The sequence below is a fragment of the Microcoleus sp. FACHB-68 genome (assembly GCF_014695715.1).
Classification (GTDB): Bacteria; Cyanobacteriota; Cyanobacteriia; order Cyanobacteriales; family Oscillatoriaceae; genus FACHB-68.
The window spans coordinates 340,848-358,920 of sequence record NZ_JACJOT010000018.1 but is presented as its reverse complement, the minus strand read 5'-3'; the positions used below and the strand labels follow the sequence as shown (position 1 = coordinate 358,920).

Here is an 18,073-nt window from a genome sequence, read left to right as displayed (position 1 = left end):
CACTGCTCTGCCAGCGAAGGAGGCCAAACCACAAAAGGCAAACATTACGGACAGAACACTTATGCCACGCATCCAGCTAGTTCAAGATATAAATAGAAATCCGATTTCTCTGCAAGCGCGAGGAAAACCCGATCCTGGATACCCAGCGATCAACGCCACCCAAGGCATTCCCGCGCCGCTGAAGATTCAGGCGCTCAAAAACAAAGAGGCCATGCCATGACCCTCGACCAAGCTGCCGTGCTGGTAGTTGATGATATTGAAGCGAACCGCGATTTGCTCGGACGCCGGTTAAAACGGCACGGTTATACCGTAACCGTTGCCGAAGATGGCTCTCAAGCGCTAGAGCTGATGCAAGCGCAGCCGTTCGACTTGGTACTCCTCGACATCATGATGCCAAAAATGAATGGCTATCAGGTGCTTGAGCAGCTCAAAGCAGACTCATCCCTGCGGCATATTCCAGTGATTATGATCTCGGCAGTAGACGACCTAGATAGTGTCGTCAAGTGCATTGAGTTGGGGGCAGAAGACTACTTAACCAAGCCTTTCAACCCCGTATTGCTCAAAGCCCGCATTAGTGCCTGTCTGGAAAAGAAACGCTTGCGCGATCAAGAACAAGCTTTTTTAAAACAATTGCAAGCTGAACAGGAAAAATCTGAACGTCTGCTGCTCAATATCTTGCCCAAAGCCATTGCTGAGAAGCTGAAACAGGGCTGGAATACAATTGCCGACAGTTTCGCAGAAGTCACTGTTTTGTTTGCCGACATCGTTGACTTTACAAAGCTTTCAGCTCAAGTATCTCCCACAGACCTCGTTAATTTGCTCAACGATATTTTTTCAACATTTGACCGGCTGGCTGAACAACACGGCTTAGAGAAGATCAAAACGATTGGCGACGCTTATATGGTAGTCGGTGGGCTGCCGGTGCCAACACCCGATCACGCCATCGCGATTGCTGAGATGGCGCTGGATATGCAGCAGGCTATCGCTCAATTTAACACCCAGCGCGAACAACCGTTTAGTATTCGCATTGGAATTAACACAGGACCCGTTGTTGCCGGCGTGATTGGCACCCACAAATTTACTTACGATTTATGGGGTGACACCGTTAATATTGCCAGCCGCATGGAATCACAGGGAATTATCGGCAAAATTCAGGTGACCACTGCCACTTATGAGCGACTCCGCGAGCGTTATAAATTTGAGGATCGCGGTTTAATTGATGTCAAAGGTAAAGGAGAGATGAGGACGTATTTGCTCCTCGACAGACAATCGTAGAAGCTAGAGACTAGGAACTGGAGACTAGAGACTAGAGATTAGACACAGGGTGCAGCCAACTGGGGATTTGGGGAAAATTTTAATGATTAACCCTCAGCTACGCTTTTAAGCGTCTCTTAGCTACGAATGGCATAGCCAAATAGTGATACTGACAACCTTCTTTGAAACAGCACTCGAATGATTCATCATCTCCTGAAGCGTCAACTGAAAAAACTCGGCATCCTAGAGGCGTCCCCACCTCAAGATGCCGAAGCATGGCAACAATTTTTAACGTCGGTGAGTCGCACTTACACCCAAGCTGACCAACAGCGCTGTATGCTGGCCCACTCGCTAGCCAGTACGTGCGGCCAGATGCAACAACTTTACACAAATTTACAGCAATCCCATGATGCGAGGATCTCGGCAGAGCGAAACCAGCTGAGGGCGGTGATCAGTTCCTTGGAGGCCGGTTTGTGCCTGCTTGATCCTGCCGGCTGCTTGCAGTCAATTAATCCAGAAGGCGAACGTCTTCTAGGGTGGCTAGAATCTGAACTAATCGGTAAACAGTTTTTAGAATTGGTAGAAACGCCATCGCCTTTGTCTTTACAAGACGCGCCAGAGTGCGCCCCAGGAATATTAGCTTCAGGGTCAATCTCTGGTAACCGGGAAGGATGTTTTCGGCGTCGGGATGGCACAATGTTGCCGGTGTCTTATGTATTGAATCCAATCGTTGAAAATAACGTGCCGGTGGGTGCAGTTCTCGTATTTTTTGACATTACAGAGCGCAAACGAGCAGAAATCTCACTGACACGAAGCGAAGCCAACAATCGCGCTCTCATTAACGCAATTCCAGATTTAATGTTTCGCCTTAGCAAAGAAGGCACTTTTCTAGACTTTAAAGCTGCGAAAGGAACTAATTTTTCCCTATTGATAGAACGAGAATTCTTAGGAAAAAATGTGCGGGGAGTTTTGCCGCCGGCAGTCGCTCAAGCGTGTGTCTACTATGCCGAGCAAGCCTTGGCAACGGGTGAGGTACAAATCTTTGAATATCAGTTGCTACTCAATGGTCACCGCTGCGATTATGAGGCTCGGATTGTGGTCAGTGGAGAAGCAGAAGTTCTGGCGATTGTGCGTGATATGAGTGAGCGTAAACTAGCTGAGGAAGCACTGCTGCAAAGTGAGGAAAAGTACCGCTCTGTAGTTGATAACATCAAGGAGGTAATTTTTCAAACTGACGCGCTGGGTTTTTTCACCTTTCTCAACCCGGCGTGGACAGAAATCACCGGCTACACACGCCAAGAAAGTATTGGCACTCATTTCTTTAATTACGTTCACCCACACGATCATCAACAACGGCAAGAATATTTCCAGAAGCCGATTGAACTTCAAGACGACTCCTGCCGCGATCAAATGCGCTATTTAACAAAAGACGGCGGGGTTCGTTGGATTGAGGTCAATACCCAATTTATTCGAGATCAGGAAAACCGGCTGACTGGCACCTTCGGAACGCTCAATGACATTACAGATCGCAAGCAGGCAGAAGAGTCTTTGCAGTATCGCATTGAGTTTGAACAATTGCTCACCACGCTATCAACGAATTTTATTAATTTAGCCCCAGATGAAATGGACACCGGCATCAATCACGCCCTCGAAGTGATTGCCACCTTTGCCGGTGTGGATCGCTGTTATATTTTTCAATTCAACGATGACAAAATTTATCTTGACAATACTCACGAGTGGTGCGCCACCGGCATCCAATCGCAAATATCTGCTTTGCAAGAAGTGCCGATAACCGCGTTGCCGTGGTTGATGACAAAACTCCGCCAATTTGAGAACATTTATATTCCAAGAGTGGCCGATTTGCCGGCTGAAGCGACTGCTGAAAAAGAACATTTGAGCGCGCAAAGCATCCAATCGCTGGTTGTGGTGCCAATGGTTTGTGGTCGATCTTTAATGGGATTTGTCGGCTTTGATTCGGTGGCGTCGGAAAAAACTTGGCCGCAAGAAAGCATTGCGCTGCTTAAAATGGTTGCGGAAATGCTCGCCAACGCCCTACAGCGCCAGTGTACTGAAGCGCAATTACAACAGGCTAAAGAAGTTGCCGTTCGTGAAGCGGCGCGAAGTGCAGCCGCAAATCAAGCGAAAAGCGTGTTTCTGGCTAATATTAGTCATGAACTCCGCACGCCGCTGAATGCGATTATCGGCTATAGCGAGATGCTGCAAGAAGAAGCCGACGATTTAGGCTATGGGGAGATTAACCCGGATTTGGAAAAAATTCGAGGTGCCGGCAACCATTTGCTCGCTTTAATTAACGATATTCTGGATATTTCTAAGATAGAAGCCGGTCGGATGAATCTTTATGTGGAAACCATCGATCTTCCTACCCTGGTTGAAAATTTGGTGAACACAATTCAGCCGCTTGTCGAGAAAAATAATAACACCCTAGAAATTTCCTGTGATGCCGGCTTAATGATGCACGCCGATCTCACCAAAGTGCGCCAGATCCTTTTAAACCTGCTCAGCAATGCTGCTAAATTTACCGAAAATGGCACAATTACTTTAACAGTTAGCAGCAACCAAAAGCCAGAGCGTCAGGGGAATTCTACCATTGCTTCCCTCACTCCCTCAACGGCTCTCCCACTGAGCAGCCGGCACAAAGCATTTGTGACTTTTACCGTCACCGACACCGGCATCGGCATCCCCCCAGAGCAGTTACAGACTATCTTTGAGGCGTTCACCCAAGCAGATCCATCCACCACACGCAAGTATGGCGGCACCGGCTTGGGGTTGGCTATCAGCCAGCGCTTCTGCCACATGATGGGCGGCGAAATTACTGTTAGCAGTGAGGTGGATGTTGGCTCAACTTTTACAGTTTACCTGCCGGCTGAAGTGAGCGAGCGGAAAACTGTCACCGAGTGAGTGAAGCGATGAATTAAAAATCGAAAAGTTTCATAAAATTTTCAACCATATTGGCATAAAATGCTCTCTCTAGTTGGTTAATAAAATAAATTTATGATGAACGCTGGCGCGAGATAAGACCGGCCGCCTGAGAAAAAAAAGAAGGTCACTGCCAAGTTTGGGGCAAGCTTTAGAGCGGGCAAGTCCATCAGATTCTTCCCAGAAGTGCCGGCAGGAAAGATGGAACTGAAAATTTATCAAAAAGCCAAAGAATGGTGAAGATATCTCAAAAAATTGGACGGTAACATTGTCCTTAAAATGCCCAACAAATCCAAATTTCCTCATGCCGGCCCATCAGAACCCGGATTGACAACTGGAAAATTTTTGGCAACAAGTGTGCTTGCCATTTCAAACTTGTAAAGAAGTACAAACGCAATAATCTTACCTTACAAAACTTAATGAAACTCCTGATCAGTAATGACGACGGCATCTTTGCTCCTGGCATCCGCACTCTTGCCGACACTCTTGCCGCAGCCGGCCATGAAGTGACTGTAGTTTGCCCAGATCGAGAGCGTTCAGCCACCGGCCACGGCCTTACTTTACATCAACCGATCCGTGCTGAAGTGGTAGAGTCGGTTTTTCACCCCACGATCAAAGCTTGGTCCTGTTCTGGAACGCCTGCCGACTGCGTCAAATTAGCTTTGTGGGCATTACTCGAAAGCCCTCCTGATTTGGTGCTCTCTGGCATCAACCAGGGTCAAAACTTGGGAAGTGATATTCTGTACTCTGGCACCGTTTCAGCGGCAATGGAAGGGCTTTTAGAAGGCATTCCCAGCATTGCTTTCAGTCTGGTGAGCTACACCACCCACAGCTTTGAACCGGCAGCAAACTTCGCCGCTGCCTTAGTGGCTCAACTTGCCGAACATCCCCTGCCGTCAGTGATGCTGCTCAATGTCAACATCCCCCCTGTCGGGCAAGAAGAAATTGCCGGTGTTGCCCTCACCCGTTTAGGAGTGCGCCGATATATGGATATTTTCCAGAAGCGAGTCGATCCGCGCGGAAAAACTTACTACTGGCTTGCCGGTGAAGTGGTTGAAGAAATTGAAGCAACCGCCAATCCCGATCTGCCCGAACAGTTACCGACCGACGTGCGGAAAATTCGCGACAACTACATCACAATTACCCCACTGCATTACAATCTCACAGACTTTACAGGACTTCAAACTTTGCAATCATGGAAATTTCCTTGGACAATTCCCCAAACAAAAACTCATGAGTGAACAACCACTGTACGAAGAGTGAAACAACCAGAGTAGACTAGAAATTAGGTAGGGCAACCTTCACGGGTCAACAGCCCGCTTCTGCCCTCGCTTGTGTTGGTTTAGCCAACTGTAGACATCGACAGAGCTTGCCTGCCGGCAAAGGAACCCCAAACGGACGCATCGGTTTAATTCTGCCGCGTTCTGCTCAGCCTCCAGAAAGAAATCCCAAATGTCCCCTTAACGCTGACATTTGGGCGCTCCTTCACAACGCACAGGTGAGTGCAGATGCTTGTCATCTCAAAGCCGGTTGGCTTATAGAAACTCACCCCCGTTTCAACTCCGTGCTTGGCCGATCACTGAGATCCACTGTCGGCTTTCAGCAAGCGCTAAAAATCAAATCATGTTTTGGGAAAGCGGGAAATACGAATGAACGCTCACACCTTTGATAGTCACTCTGTCACTTGCCCAATTTGCAATCGCACTGGCACCATTCAGTCTGGGTTAATGTTCGGAGGTTTGTATACCTGTCCTTACTGTCAGGAACGTTTAGTGATTAGTTGGAGCGGCCATTACGTCCGAGACCCTTTCACGTTACAACAGCTTGCGGTTGGCCGGATGCTGCGCCGGCAAAGCCGGCCTCTGGCACGGGTTATGCGCGATGTTGGACTCGCAAAACGTCCTTCTCTTGTGGGTGTTTTGGCCAGTGCGGTTGTGCTTGGGATTACTGTGGCGGCAATAGAAGGCTGGATTCCTGAGCGCAATCCTTTTCATGGACTGTTAAACCAGGTAACAGAGGTTGTCGAGTCTACGCTTCAGTAAGGAGAAAACAGGATTTTTGCTTTTTAGGATGGATCTTTTTATTTCTGGACTGTGAAGTTCAGCGGCACTCGACTGGCAAGAAAACAAGGAAATTTTTCACCATTCTAAGTTCTATAAACCAGAATCCAGACAAAATCGAGTGACCAGGCTGCCGGTGTTTCTATGATGTTGAACTAAGGTTTTCTCACGGTTGATATGCGAGTTGTTGTCCAGCGCGTTAAATCATCTCAAGTGACGGTTGCCGGTTGTGTGATTGGTCAAATTGGCCAGGGACTGAACTTGCTCGTTGGGATTGCCGGCACGGATACTGAAGCAGAACTTGACTGGATGGTTCGCAAATGCTTGGATCTGCGGCTGTTTCCGGATGTCGGGGATGAGGGTGCCGGTCGTTGGGAGAAATCAGTTCTAGACATTGGAGGTGAACTCCTTGTCGTCAGCCAGTTCACCCTCTACGGAGACTGCCGCAAAGGCCGCAGGCCCTCCTTTGACCGTTCAGCCTCCCCTGACAAAGCCCGGAACCTTTATGAACAGTTTGTCGGCAAGTTGCGGCAGAGTGGGTTGCGTGTGGAAACCGGCGAGTTTGGTGCCATGATGCAGGTCTTCATCGAGAATGATGGCCCTGTTACCTTGTTGCTAGAACGAGAAGCCGGTTGAACAGAGGAGTTAGGAGTTATAGACTTTTGGCAAAACGCCCGTATAGAGAGGGGGAGACAACACTTTCTGGTGGTTTGGGGCCACAAGATTGAACGCTAAAATAAGCTTTTCTAATATTTATAATTCAAAGGAAGGTATTTAAACTTATCGAAAGTTTGATAATGTAAAAAAGTATATCAAAAACAACCTATAGGGAATGTTTTATGAAAGGAAGCACATCTGCTGACTCAAATTTCCCTTTATTTAGTGACGGCTCGGACGCCTTGCCATTTGCTTCGGGAATGACAGTCTTCTGTGACTTTGACGGCCCGATCATTGATGTTTCTGAGCGATACTACAGCACCTATCAGCTAGGATTAGCTGACACTGAAGCTTCGTACAAAGATCAAGGCATCTGTTTGCACCTCCAGACACTGACACAAGAGCAGTTCTGGCAAATGAAGCAAGCTCGCCTCCCTGATATTGAAATTGCCATGCGTTCGGGTTTGCAGGGAGAGCAAGTCGATGCATTTGTGCGGCGGGTAAGCCAGATCGTGAATGAGCCAAATTTATTACACAAAGATCGCTTACAGCCTGGGGTGCAGTGGGCGCTGGCTTTGCTGCATTCGCAAGGAGTGCGGCTGGTGTTAGTGACGTTACGCCGGCAAACTCAAGCCACCCAAATTTTAGAGAATTACGGGTTAGCGAACTTATTTAGTTGTATTCAGGGAACTGGGGACGACCAGTCAGCTTATCACAACTACTCAGAGGTGAAAAAACAGCTATTAGCTGAAGTCATGGCTCAGCAAAATGTGTTGCCGGCTTCAGCTTGGATGATCGGTGATACAGAAGCAGATATTCTCGCTGGACAAGCTTTAGAAATTCCAACAATTGCCCTTACTTGCGGGCTGCGGAGCCGTTTTTACTTGCAGCAATTCCAGCCAACCCGGATTACTTCAGATTTGCTCTCTGCAGCTCATTACCTGTTGGGTTGCACACAACCCATTGCGGTTCAGACGACTTGAGATCGAGTTAATCTTGTTCCCAGAAGCCGGGGCTAACCTTTAACCCTAGTTCAGCAAAGCAATTAAGACGTTTCAATTGACCTAATGCGCTCCCACCAACGATTCAGCGGAAAATAAACAACAGGTGCCCACAAACTGCTGAGAATGGCAGAGGAAAGCACGACGAGCTGGTGGGAGTTCCAAATTTCATGCAGAGTGCGTTCGCTAGACAAACTGTACTGAATAGCCGTAACTGTCTCCGCTAGGATAGCCATGCCAAAAACAATTAAGGCGACAGAAATAAAATCTTCCTGAACGTACCGTTGTTTTTGTAAACGAGCGGTCAAAAATCCGACCACAGCAAGGCTAAGAGCGTGGGTGGGATGGGGGGCTGTCATGCCGTCCTGAAGCAGCCCTAAAGCGAACCCAGCGGCGGCTCCAAGAAAGGCTGTACGTTTAACACTCCAAGCAACCACCCAAATTAACAACCAGTTAGGGCCAATACCGAGCAGAGCCATTCCTGGGATACGGGTGGGCAGGAACAGTAAGCACACAAGTACAGAGCCAACCGTTACCAACCCATTAAGCAATCGGCGAGTTTGGGGATGCCAATGAGACACCCTGCTGCGACGAGAGCTAGTTCTCATTGCTGGTTTGAGTATCATCTTCGGGCTGCTGTTGAGGTTGAGGAGGATCTGTGGGAGCCGGTGGCTTGGTTGGGGTAACAACCACCCACTCTAAGGCATTCATGGGCGCAGAAAGCTCGATAATGGCTTCAGGAGCGGGGCTTTTGCTCAGATTCACTGACTCGACGCGTCCCACGGGAATGCCGGCGGGAAACAGCTCACTCACGGGTGAAGTGGCAACAACATCCCCTTTGCGAACTTCTGGCACTTTATCAAAAAATTCCATCACTGCTCGTTTAGCGCCCTGTCCCCGCATAAAACCCATTTGGCGGCTGCGACTGAGGGTGACTCCCACGCGACTGCTGGGATCGCTGATGAGCAGAACGCGGCTAGTATGGGGGGTAACGCTAATGATCCGGCCTACTAAACCACCAGGGCCGGTGACAATATGGCCTTCTTTGATATTATCGTTACTGCCGCGACCCAAGGTTACTTGCTGCCACCAGTGATCGGGACTTCGCCCTATAATGGGTGCGACAATGCCTTTGTCTTTATTGGCAGAAACATACCCGATTAACTCTTGTAACTTTTGGTTTTGCTTTTCTAGTTCTACTAACCGTTCGTCCCGCGCTACCATCCGGGCTTTTTCGAGTTGCTCTTCTTTTGTGGGACTTGACTGAAAAGGACGGGTTACCCCTTGGAAAACTTCAAAAATGATTGAGGCTTGGGTATAGCGCACCGCCCAAGCCGCACTGATGGCTAGAACCACCAGTGCAACTTGCAATCCATGCCGATCCCACCAGCGACGCAATGTGTACATTTAGCTTAAGTGTCAGTTGTCAGTTGCCAGTTGTCAGTTGTTAATAGTTGATTGTTCAGTGTTAATTGCGGTGAACCCTCAACCATGACAAATGACTTCTACATATTACGAGAACGACCGCTAAACACGCGCTCAAGCTGTTTGAAATTCTCTAGAACCCGCCCTGTTCCCAGAACAACACAGCTTAAGGGGTCCGCTGCAACGTGCGTCACAATGCCGGTTTCATGACTGATTAAGGTATCCAGCCCCTTTAATAAAGCACCGCCTCCTGCTAGCATGATCCCGCGATCAATGATGTCGGCTGCAAGTTCTGGGGGGGTTCGCTCTAGGGTTCGTTTGACTGCTTCTACGATGACTGCTAGGGGTTCTGCCATGCTATCGCGGATCTCTGGCCCTTTAATTGTGACCGTTCGAGGCAAGCCTGAGAGCAGATGCAAGCCGCGCACATCCATACTCGCATCATCATCTTCGTGAGTTGGGTAAGCTGAACCAATCTGAATTTTGATTTCTTCAGCGGTTCGCTCCCCAATAACTAGGTTATGAACTTTTTTCATATAGTGTACGATCGAGTCGCTCAGCTCGTCTCCGGCAACGCGCACCGATTCACTTAGAACTGTGCCCTGCAAACTCAAAACGGCAACTTCTGTAGTACCACCACCAATATCAATAATCATGTTGCCGGTTGGTTCGGCTACGGGTAAACCGGCCCCAATTGCGGCGGCCACCGGCTCGTCTATTAGATAAACATCTCTAGCGCCGGCCTGGGAGGCGGCTTCCATAACAGCTCTTCTTTCGACCCCTGTAACTCCGCTAGGGATACCGATCACAATCCGGGGAGAGACGAGGGTTCTGCCTTCATGCACCCGTCGGATGAAGTGTTTGAGCATCAGTTCTGCGGTATCAAAGTCAGCGATTACACCATCACGCAGGGGACGCAGGGCAACCACGTTTCCTGGGGTACGACCCAGCATCTTTTTTGCGTCTTCTCCGACTGCCAGTGGCACTTTTAGGTTTTGGTCAATGGCAACTACAGAGGGTTCTTGGAGAACAATACCTTTACCGGATACATAAACTAAGGTGTTGGCGGTACCAAGGTCGATACCCATATCCCTAGATAAGGAAAAGCGATTATTGAAACGACTAAACAGACCCACAAGTTTCTACGCCCCCAAAATTAAATGCTTCTGTGTGCGACTAGAGTGTAGCCGTGCTGGATTTTATTACGTTTTTTATCCTGAGTCTAGTCAAATGGACAAATTCTTCGACTCAAATGACCCAGAAGCTATAAGGTATAATCCTGCGTGTTACGTAGGTCATCCGGGTAAAGTTCAAAGTCGCTTTTAGGTAGCTGCTGTTATCTTAGCTGTCTGGTGCTGAAATTGTGACGGTATTTTAAAGTCAACTTGGGCGGTGGGTTTCTGGGAGAAACTCACCAGGGCGATGCCGGCAAGCTGTTAGATTTACCTTGGTGCAGTTTCCGTGCAAAACTACCTGTGCCTCTCCTCAGCTACGATCAGTGCATTAGCATTTCATTACTTAGACGATTATGAGTCTCAATGTTGTAACCTTGGTTGGCCGGGTGGGCGGCGACCCTGATGTTAAGTATTTCGAGTCCGGTAGCGTTAAGTGTAGATTGACACTAGCTGTGAGACGTGCGAGTTCTAAGACTGATGAACCTGACTGGTTCACCCTTGAGCTGTGGGGCAAAACGGCAGAGGTGGCTGCCAACTACGTCCGCAAGGGCAGTTTGATTGGGGTCACTGGTTCTTTGAAGTTCGATTCTTGGAGTGATAGAAATAGCGGGGCAAATCGATCTTCACCCGTGATTAAGGTGGAGCGAATGGATCTGCTGGGTTCCAAAAACGATAATAGCGCGGGTATGGCGAACTCTGGCGCGGGGGGTAGCTATGGCGATGGGGAGTTCTAAAGGGTTCGCTTTTAAGTAAAGTGCCGGTGTCTTGCTTGACAACCGGCGGCTGCTTTAGTAGCGAATTTGCAAGGTAACAGATGCCTCGACTTGCTGTTCACCTCCAATCACCGGCGTTGAGGCTGCTTTATCAGCTCGTTCTGCCATAACGGCATAATTGATGATCGGGATTTGAGGAGGGGCTGCATCATTGATTCTGATGCCGATCACTTCTCGTCTGGTGAAGTTTAGTGCGCTCAAAACGGCGTCTGCTTGCTGGTTGGCTTCTTCAACGGCTTCTCGCAGGGCTTGTTTTTGAGCCACTGCGATGGCACTGTCGGCGGCGACAAAACTGATTCCGTCAATGCGTGTGGCACCGGCTTTGACGGCTTCATCCAGCAAGGAACCGGCTGAGGGAGTATCTAGGCGAAAGCTGACGGTATTGGTGCCGGCATATCCAGTGAGTCGCTGCACATTGCCTTCGTAGCTGTAGACAGGGTTGAGAGTGATGCCGGTGGTTTCCAATTTCTCGACGTTGCGAGATTTTAACAGCTCTACCACAGCAGACGACCGCCGCGCCACTTCTTCCTGTACCTCGGCTGCGGTTTTCCCTTGAACTTCCACACCCAACTGCACTTTAGTCAGGGTTGTGGGAATCGATTCTACGCCTCTTCCCGTGACGGTGAGGGTTCTCGGTGGCTGCTCTTGAGCCATTGCCGGTGCGGCTAACGTTAAACTGATTAAACTCATCGCTAATGGTAAAACTCGCAATAAATTTCTAGCATCGATCCTAAAATCAGGGACGAAACGTTGCATAAACTTAATTCTCCTCACTAAAAACGATCCTAAGTTGTTCTGGCCGGCTCAAATCTATATTTCTACTTTGCCAATGCTTTATCCAGAAAGTTTCACTGGTTACATTTTTGGAAACCTCTTCAGTTTTAGGGATGAGAGTTTAGATTGGGGTTTGCCGGCAAGGGCTGTCATCTCATAAACTTTCACCAGCAGGGAAATGTACTAAAAAATTCTTGCCCCTGAATTGGATAAAATCTTAAGGAGCGTGGCTCGTGGCGTATTGGCTGTTAAAAAGTGAGCCTGAAGATTACTCATACAGCGATTTAGAGCGAGATGGAAAGGGCATTTGGGATGGGGTGAAAAATGCTCTCGCTCTTAAGTATATGCGGACAATGAGCAGCGGCGATTTGGCGCTGTTTTACCACACCGGCAAGGAACGGCAGGTTGTGGGAATTGCTGAAGTTAGCAGCCTGCCTTATCCTGATCCGGCATTGAATGATCCTCAGCGGGTAGTGGTGGAGGTACGCCCTGTGCGGCGGGTGCCACAACCTGTGACTCTGGCACAAATAAAGATAGATAGTCATTTTGAAGGGTTTGATTTGCTGCGGATTTCACGGCTTTCGGTGATGCCGGTTAAGGATGAGTATTGGCAGCGAATTTTATATCTTGCCGGTGAATAAAGACTTTTTTAGTCTTTCTTGTAAATCGGTTAAATTGTTATGCGGTTGCGGACAAATTGCAAGTAGCAGCCGGCACCGGGTAAGCAATGGGATCGCTGCATTTATTCTCGTTACTGTTGTGCTGTTCAGGAACACCCGCAAGCGCTGCCGGCTGATGCTAAACCAGAACAGGAATTGCAGCTTGCGTTAAATTTTTGAAGCTAGAACTTTTTTATCATTTTTCAAAAACTGGTCATAGAAAATAGCTTAAAATTAACCAATCAATGATAAATAAAAAAATATTCAATATGAAAAAACGTTGGAAAATTGGTTTAAATTAGTGTTTATTGGAAAACCGATAATCTTGGCATTTACTCTACTTTTTGTGCTTGATTTTGCATCAGGCGTTGAACACTCACTAAGGCAGGATTTAATTCATAACTCCGTCTTTCTGGATGATTAAGATATGCCTGCTGTTCCTCCTCAATCATTTGCACATCTTGACGCACTAATCCATCGAGTAATTTTTGGGCTGAACCGAAAAGACTATCTTTCACAAGCCGGCGAAACGCTACCGGCAGCTTGTGCAATCGCCAAAAGGCATTTAAAGATGTGAAATGGATTAAATAAGCACGGGTTGCTGTTTGACTAACCGGACAAAGCAAACAATATATTTTAAAGTCTTGTCCTAATGTTGATACCCAATGGGGGTAAATGTAGCTGACATCCAAGGGTTCGGGGTGAAGCCGGCGTAACGCTGGAATAAATAGCTGAGAAATTGACCAAATTTTATCGATCTTGTAATAGCTTTGCGCTTGATAGTACGCGGTTACGTGGTTTTCATCTTCTTCGATATTTTCGAGAACTGCTGCTGTCCAAGCTTGCCAATCTTGATGTAGATGTCCGTGATACATATCCATCAGATTTTCTATCAAGAAGGAGTAATGAGCGTTGCAGTTTATAAGGGAAACGGTGGCGATGTAATTGAGGTGTTCCCACTCTGGAATATCTAAGGGAAAAACTTTTTCTGCAAGGGTTTCCTCTCCAGGAAAAAGCCAAATAAACCCGTTTTGCTCTTTAACAGGATAGCGGCGAATTTTGCAATTTGGTAATTTTTGGTTTTCTGCTAAATAGGGGACTGCGGCACATTCACCATTTGATTTAAATTGCCATCCGTGATAAGCACATTCTAAGGAGTTGTTAATAATTCGACCGTGGCTAAGTTTAACGTGCCGGTGAGGGCAGCGATCTTCTAGGGCGTGAATGGTGCCGGTGTTGTCTCGGAATAACACGATGGGTTGATTCCAAAGGGTAATACTTGCCGGCTGGGTTTTAACTTCTTTGCTGAGGGCGACGATATACCAGTGATTTGGGTTAATTTCTAGTTGCCGGGTATTCTGTTTTTGGGTGGTTGGGGAAGGAATGGGCATACGCTTAGTTGTCTATTGATTTTTGATTTTTTAACCGCAGATGCACGCAGATAAACGCAGATGAAGTCAGGATGGATTTTGGGTGGGGGTTAGGGATTTCTATTTTTTTAACCGCAGATGCACGCAGATAAACGCAGATGAAGTCAGGATGGATTTCGAGGGGTTGTGGTTTTATTGTTTAATAGGAAGTGATTTTCAAATCTGCAACACCCCCTCTGGATTTACAGATAAAAGGGTTCTTCTCTGTAAACTTTCTTGATGCAAAATGGCATTCGCTGCCAGTAATCCACTGCTGACGGCGCGTTCCATTAAGCCGCAGGGAAATGGCATTTTTACCCAATCACCGGCAAAGATTAAATTAGCAACTTCTGTGCTGGTTTCTGGGCGTTGGGCATAACTTCCCGGTGGATAACCGGAGAAGTTCTTTTGATTGACTAATTCTCGGTGCAATAAATTGGCTTCCTTAAGCACCGGCACGATTTCATACAATTCTTGTTCAAATGTGGCGAGTAAGGTTTGCTGATTAGGAAATTGTTTTTCTTTGTAGCAGTAAGCGTGTAACTCTACGACACTACCGCCGGTTTTTTGATGCCATTCGATAAATTGTTCCTGAATTTTGTGGTAAAGCGTAATGCTATCGGTTAGCTGATAACCAGATAAGGATGTAAACCAGCTATGTTCCCATTCAAAATCACGATCAAACCAGAAACGGGCGACGGCAAAGGGATCGGCAATGGCTAATTTTTCAATTTGATTGCGTACCGGCTCATTCACTTCACCTGTCATCCGAGTGAACAAATGTTGCACTCCGGGTACATCGGTTGCTAAAACATAGTAATCTGCTTCAATGGTTTTTTCGTTATTAGCGGGAAGTTTAGGGTTCTTCGTTGCGACTAACTGCACGCGATCTTCTTCACGTTCTACGACTTTAAATCGCGGTAAATCTCGCTCTGCCGGCCCTTTTATGACTTTGCCATTGCTATCAAAAACGGCACCGTGACAGGGACAGTGAAATTCCCCATCGGCTTGAGGTTGAATAGTACAACCTTGGTGTGTGCAGGTGAGAGAAATGGCTTCTTTACTTTTAACTTTGGTAGCAAAAACTCGGTCGCCGGCACCGTAATATTCCATCTGTCCACCGGCTAGCAAAGGATTGCGATTTGCCCAAAAAGGAACAGAATTTCCAGCGGTGCCGGTGTTATAGCTAATTGAATCAATTTGCCCTTCTTTCCAGTGAATGTTACTCACTGTTGCGCCGGTGATAATTTCGCCTGATTGCTGTTTAATTGCGCTAGCAATCGGTTGCACTAGCGAAGTGCCCATATCTTGCTTGGTTCCGTTAAAAGCCAACCCTTCTGGATTGCCAAAAAAGTAGAAGTGGAAAAACTGCATTAATTCCCCCACACTCATTTGATCCGGTGCATTCAAACTAGATTTGGCAAAGGGGAGAAAATATAAGTCATATAAGCCTTGAGGAAAATCTTTCTCAACCCAGTCAGCAACGGATAAATTGTCGAGACGCTGGAACGTTTTTTGGGGATGAAAACCGGCAATTGCTCGAAAAACTTGCCAATGTGCCGGCTTGGTGAGATTAATTCCCCAGCGCAGCCGGTTGGGGGAAGCAACTGCTAAATCAACGATATTCCAAGGAAAAGCAGAACGGCTGGGACGAAAGACTTCTGGTTGATATTTGTTATCTCGGAAAACCACCGAGTACATCTTCAAATCAACAAAATTTTCAGTAATGCTGAGTTCTTCCACAAGGCTTTTTAAGTTGTAATATTGGGGGAAAAAGCCGTGGAAGCCGTGTTCCATCATAAATGTTTCACCGGCAGCCTCAATGGGCCAACTGGCGATTTTGCCCCCCAGTTGTGGCGATCGCTCCAGCAGCGTCACCTTAAACCCTCTCTGGCTGAGTTCATAGGCGCAAGCCAGCCCAGCCAGTCCAGCGCCCACCACAACAACGCTTTTGGGACGATTGACCCAGCGCGGCAAATCTAGGGTATCTTGCTGAAATACTGCCGGTTGGGGTTTTGAGAAGCGGGAGTAGCCCACTAAGCCGGCAGCGGCACCGACACCAAACATCTTAAATAGGGTGCGTCGCGAGATTGGGTGCGATAGCGCGTACCTTGATAATTGACTCATGAACGACTTAGCTAACTCCTCACATGAAATACTGGCGTGAAACTGTTGCCGTTGCACAACGCATCCTGATAGAACTGTTGCGCCGGCGACGCAGTCTGATTTTTTGGGCGATTTTTCCGGTTTCTGTGCTGCTACTTAACGGTTTTATTCTGGCAGAACGAGCCAAGCTGTCAATGGCTCAAGCTTTTGAAAGTGCCGCGCCGTCAACGCTGGTGGGCGCTGCGCTGTTTTTCAGTTGCCTGGGAGGCACGGTGTCAACTGTGGTGGCAGAACGCGAACAGCACACGCTCAAGCGCTTGTTTATCTCTCCCCTCAGCGGCACTTCGTATTTTTTAGGCATTTTTGTTGCTCATAGCTGCATTGCTATGGGTCAAACGCTTTTGGTGTACACGATTGCGGCATTTTGGCAAGCTCAATTTCAGGGTTCACTTCTGTTGGGAGCAATCATTATTTTACTCAGTATAATTTCCTATGTGGGAGTTGGGTTTATTCTCGGCACGCAATTTGCGCGACGAACTGAGGATGTGAATGCTTTGGTTGCGACATTTGGGGTGCCTTTGTTAATTTTGGGAGGTGCGTTTTTACCCTCATCTTTGTTTCCAGATAAATTGCTGGAAATTGCCAAGTTTAATCCGATTTATCACATGAATGAGGCACTGCTGGGTGTGGCTGCCGGCGGTGATGGGTTAGAAGAAATTGCCGGACATTTTTGGTTTTTATCTGTGTTTGCTGTTTTGATGATCGGGGGGGGATGGTTATCTTATCGGCGAATGTTGAGTGTTGAGAGAAGGTTATGATTAATTGGGCATGGGGCATGGGGCATGGGGCATGGGGCATGGTAATTGAGGTAAGGATAAAATAGTGTTGCAAATTAAGAAGTTATGTAAGTCTTACGGGAAGCGAGAAGTTCTTCAGGATTTGACGCTGCATATTTTACCGGGAGAAATTTATGGGTTGTTAGGGCCAAATGGTGCCGGTAAAACGACAACGATTAATATTCTTTGTAATTTGCTGCAACCGGATAGCGGTTTGATTTTAATTAATAATCTGCCGGCTTCGGAAGAAACGAAATTACTGATCGGTGTCGCGCCTCAAGAAAACTTGCTTTATAAAAGCTTAACGTGTGAAGAAAATCTCAATTTTTTTGCTAAAATTTATGGAATAAGAAGTGAGAGCCGGCATCAACAAGTCAAAGCTTGTTTAGAAGCTGTAGGTTTAGCAGATCGGGCGAAAAGTCCGGTAGAAACGCTGAGTGGAGGAATGAAGCGCCGGCTCAATATTGCAGTTGCCTTGGCGCATAATCCTAAGTTAGTGATTCTCGATGAACCGACAACAGGTTTAGATATTGAAGCGCGTTACGAAATCTGGGATTTAATTCGGCGTTTAAAAAGTCAGGGAATTACTGTATTATTGACTACTCATTTATTAGATGAAGCAGAGCGGCTTTGTCAACGCATTGGAATTCTTAAAGGCGGAAAAATCTTAGCTGAAGGCAGTTTAGAGGAATTGCGGCAGCGAATTCCAGCGCAGGAAATTGTTACAGTGCAAACACCTGATGAGGAGGCGGCAATCGCGCGTGCAGAGGAATGGGGATTTACCTGCCGGCGCTATGGTAATGATCTCGCTTTTTGGCTCCCCGAACAATTAGAACTTAAAGAAATTCTCGCTCGGTTTGATGGAATTCCTCTAGATTCAATCGCCCGAATGCCGGTGCGCTTAGAGCATATTTATGTAGAAGTTACTCAACAAAAATAAAAATCATTAAACGCCCTGACAAAGCCTCCAATTAACCACTTGTTTTGACCCCAACCCTTAACCTATC

17 protein-coding genes are annotated in these 18,073 nt (G+C 47.3%); 11 read left to right on the top strand and 6 right to left on the bottom strand.

From position 1 onward, the window contains the following. Positions 1–61 precede the first annotated feature (61 nt). From H6F73_RS25260 to H6F73_RS25230, 7 genes are all read left to right on the top strand, one after another. Positions 62–220: a hypothetical protein gene (locus tag H6F73_RS25260; RefSeq protein WP_190761508.1), complete on the top strand. Its 159-nt coding sequence runs from the start codon at positions 62–64 to the stop codon at positions 218–220. Next, positions 217–1,275 carry an adenylate/guanylate cyclase domain-containing protein gene (locus H6F73_RS25255; RefSeq protein WP_190761507.1) on the top strand — a complete coding sequence of 353 codons (1,059 nt, stop codon included), beginning with the start codon at positions 217–219 and terminating at the stop codon, positions 1,273–1,275. Before H6F73_RS25260 ends, H6F73_RS25255 begins: the two co-directional genes overlap by 4 nt. Positions 1,276–1,452: 177 nt before the next feature. Continuing rightward, positions 1,453–4,173, top strand: coding sequence for a PAS domain S-box protein (locus tag H6F73_RS25250; protein ID WP_190761506.1), 2,721 nt, complete (start codon positions 1,453–1,455; stop codon positions 4,171–4,173). A 437-nt stretch (positions 4,174–4,610) separates the two neighbouring features. Continuing rightward, positions 4,611–5,432, top strand: coding sequence for a 5'/3'-nucleotidase SurE (surE, locus tag H6F73_RS25245; RefSeq protein WP_190761505.1), 822 nt, complete (start codon positions 4,611–4,613; stop codon positions 5,430–5,432). 408 nt (positions 5,433–5,840) lie between these two features. Next, positions 5,841–6,233 (top strand): hypothetical protein, encoded by a 393-nt coding sequence (locus tag H6F73_RS25240; protein ID WP_190761504.1) that lies wholly within the window; start codon positions 5,841–5,843, stop codon positions 6,231–6,233. A 195-nt stretch (positions 6,234–6,428) separates the two neighbouring features. Next, a complete protein-coding gene (dtd, locus tag H6F73_RS25235; RefSeq protein ID WP_190761503.1) occupies positions 6,429–6,887 on the top strand; it encodes a D-aminoacyl-tRNA deacylase in 459 nt (152 codons plus the stop codon). 203 nt (positions 6,888–7,090) lie between these two features. Next, a complete protein-coding gene (locus tag H6F73_RS25230) occupies positions 7,091–7,891 on the top strand; it encodes an HAD family hydrolase (protein ID WP_190761502.1) in 801 nt (266 codons plus the stop codon). Between the two features lie 62 nt (positions 7,892–7,953). Here H6F73_RS25230 and mreD read toward each other — a convergent pair whose 3' ends face one another. From mreD to H6F73_RS25215, 3 genes are all read right to left on the bottom strand, one after another. Next, positions 7,954–8,517, bottom strand: coding sequence for a rod shape-determining protein MreD (gene mreD, locus H6F73_RS25225; RefSeq protein ID WP_199330766.1), 564 nt, complete (start codon positions 8,515–8,517; stop codon positions 7,954–7,956). Continuing rightward, positions 8,507–9,316, bottom strand: a complete 810-nt coding sequence (mreC, locus tag H6F73_RS25220; protein WP_190761500.1) for a rod shape-determining protein MreC — start codon at positions 9,314–9,316, stop codon at positions 8,507–8,509. Before mreC ends, mreD begins: the two co-directional genes overlap by 11 nt. 98 nt (positions 9,317–9,414) lie before the next feature. Continuing rightward, entirely contained in the window at positions 9,415–10,422 is a 1,008-nt protein-coding gene (locus tag H6F73_RS25215) for a rod shape-determining protein (protein ID WP_190761499.1), read from the bottom strand. 440 nt (positions 10,423–10,862) lie between these two features. On the opposite strand from H6F73_RS25215, the gene H6F73_RS25210 reads away from it, so the two are divergent. Beyond that, the gene (locus H6F73_RS25210; RefSeq protein WP_190761498.1) at positions 10,863–11,243 is read left to right on the top strand and encodes a single-stranded DNA-binding protein; all 381 of its coding nucleotides are present in this window, start codon (positions 10,863–10,865) and stop codon (positions 11,241–11,243) included. A 54-nt stretch (positions 11,244–11,297) separates the two neighbouring features. On the opposite strand, the gene H6F73_RS25205 is transcribed toward H6F73_RS25210, so the two are convergent. Beyond that, positions 11,298–11,972, bottom strand: a complete 675-nt coding sequence (locus tag H6F73_RS25205; RefSeq protein WP_242072666.1) for an SIMPL domain-containing protein — start codon at positions 11,970–11,972, stop codon at positions 11,298–11,300. Positions 11,973–12,289: 317 nt separating this feature from the next. On the opposite strand from H6F73_RS25205, the gene H6F73_RS25200 reads away from it, so the two are divergent. Then, positions 12,290–12,697, top strand: a complete 408-nt coding sequence (locus H6F73_RS25200) for an EVE domain-containing protein (protein WP_147688357.1) — start codon at positions 12,290–12,292, stop codon at positions 12,695–12,697. Between the two features lie 350 nt (positions 12,698–13,047). Here H6F73_RS25200 and H6F73_RS25195 read toward each other — a convergent pair whose 3' ends face one another. Further along, the gene (locus H6F73_RS25195; protein ID WP_190761496.1) at positions 13,048–14,106 is read right to left on the bottom strand and encodes an aromatic ring-hydroxylating dioxygenase subunit alpha; all 1,059 of its coding nucleotides are present in this window, start codon (positions 14,104–14,106) and stop codon (positions 13,048–13,050) included. 195 nt (positions 14,107–14,301) lie between these two features. Beyond that, positions 14,302–16,251: an FAD-dependent oxidoreductase gene (locus tag H6F73_RS25190; RefSeq protein ID WP_190761495.1), complete on the bottom strand. Its 1,950-nt coding sequence runs from the start codon at positions 16,249–16,251 to the stop codon at positions 14,302–14,304. A gap of 23 nt (positions 16,252–16,274) precedes the next feature. Here H6F73_RS25190 and H6F73_RS25185 point away from each other — a divergent pair, with 23 nt between their 5' ends. Further along, positions 16,275–17,048 (top strand): ABC transporter permease, encoded by a 774-nt coding sequence (locus tag H6F73_RS25185; protein WP_190761494.1) that lies wholly within the window; start codon positions 16,275–16,277, stop codon positions 17,046–17,048. A 64-nt stretch (positions 17,049–17,112) separates the two neighbouring features. Next, a complete protein-coding gene (locus H6F73_RS25180; RefSeq protein WP_190761493.1) occupies positions 17,113–18,006 on the top strand; it encodes an ATP-binding cassette domain-containing protein in 894 nt (297 codons plus the stop codon). Positions 18,007–18,073 lie beyond the last annotated feature (67 nt).

Excerpts from the sequence above, each read along its gene's own strand:
- H6F73_RS25260 (WP_190761508.1), top strand. The coding sequence starts at position 62 with ATGCCACGCATCCAGCTAGTTCAAGATATAAATAGAAATCCGATTTCT.
- H6F73_RS25255 (WP_190761507.1), top strand. The coding sequence starts at position 217 with ATGACCCTCGACCAAGCTGCCGTGCTGGTAGTTGATGATATTGAAGCG.
- H6F73_RS25250 (WP_190761506.1), top strand. The coding sequence starts at position 1,453 with ATGATTCATCATCTCCTGAAGCGTCAACTGAAAAAACTCGGCATCCTA.
- surE (WP_190761505.1), top strand. The coding sequence starts at position 4,611 with ATGAAACTCCTGATCAGTAATGACGACGGCATCTTTGCTCCTGGCATC.
- H6F73_RS25240 (WP_190761504.1), top strand. The coding sequence starts at position 5,841 with ATGAACGCTCACACCTTTGATAGTCACTCTGTCACTTGCCCAATTTGC.
- dtd (WP_190761503.1), top strand. The coding sequence starts at position 6,429 with ATGCGAGTTGTTGTCCAGCGCGTTAAATCATCTCAAGTGACGGTTGCC.
- H6F73_RS25230 (WP_190761502.1), top strand. The coding sequence starts at position 7,091 with ATGAAAGGAAGCACATCTGCTGACTCAAATTTCCCTTTATTTAGTGAC.
- mreD (WP_199330766.1), bottom strand. The coding sequence starts at position 8,517 with ATGAGAACTAGCTCTCGTCGCAGCAGGGTGTCTCATTGGCATCCCCAA.
- mreC (WP_190761500.1), bottom strand. The coding sequence starts at position 9,316 with ATGTACACATTGCGTCGCTGGTGGGATCGGCATGGATTGCAAGTTGCA.
- H6F73_RS25215 (WP_190761499.1), bottom strand. The coding sequence starts at position 10,422 with ATGGGTATCGACCTTGGTACCGCCAACACCTTAGTTTATGTATCCGGT.
- H6F73_RS25210 (WP_190761498.1), top strand. The coding sequence starts at position 10,863 with ATGAGTCTCAATGTTGTAACCTTGGTTGGCCGGGTGGGCGGCGACCCT.
- H6F73_RS25205 (WP_242072666.1), bottom strand. The coding sequence starts at position 11,972 with ATGAGTTTAATCAGTTTAACGTTAGCCGCACCGGCAATGGCTCAAGAG.
- H6F73_RS25195 (WP_190761496.1), bottom strand. The coding sequence starts at position 14,106 with ATGCCCATTCCTTCCCCAACCACCCAAAAACAGAATACCCGGCAACTA.
- H6F73_RS25190 (WP_190761495.1), bottom strand. The coding sequence starts at position 16,251 with ATGAGTCAATTATCAAGGTACGCGCTATCGCACCCAATCTCGCGACGC.
- H6F73_RS25185 (WP_190761494.1), top strand. The coding sequence starts at position 16,275 with ATGAAATACTGGCGTGAAACTGTTGCCGTTGCACAACGCATCCTGATA.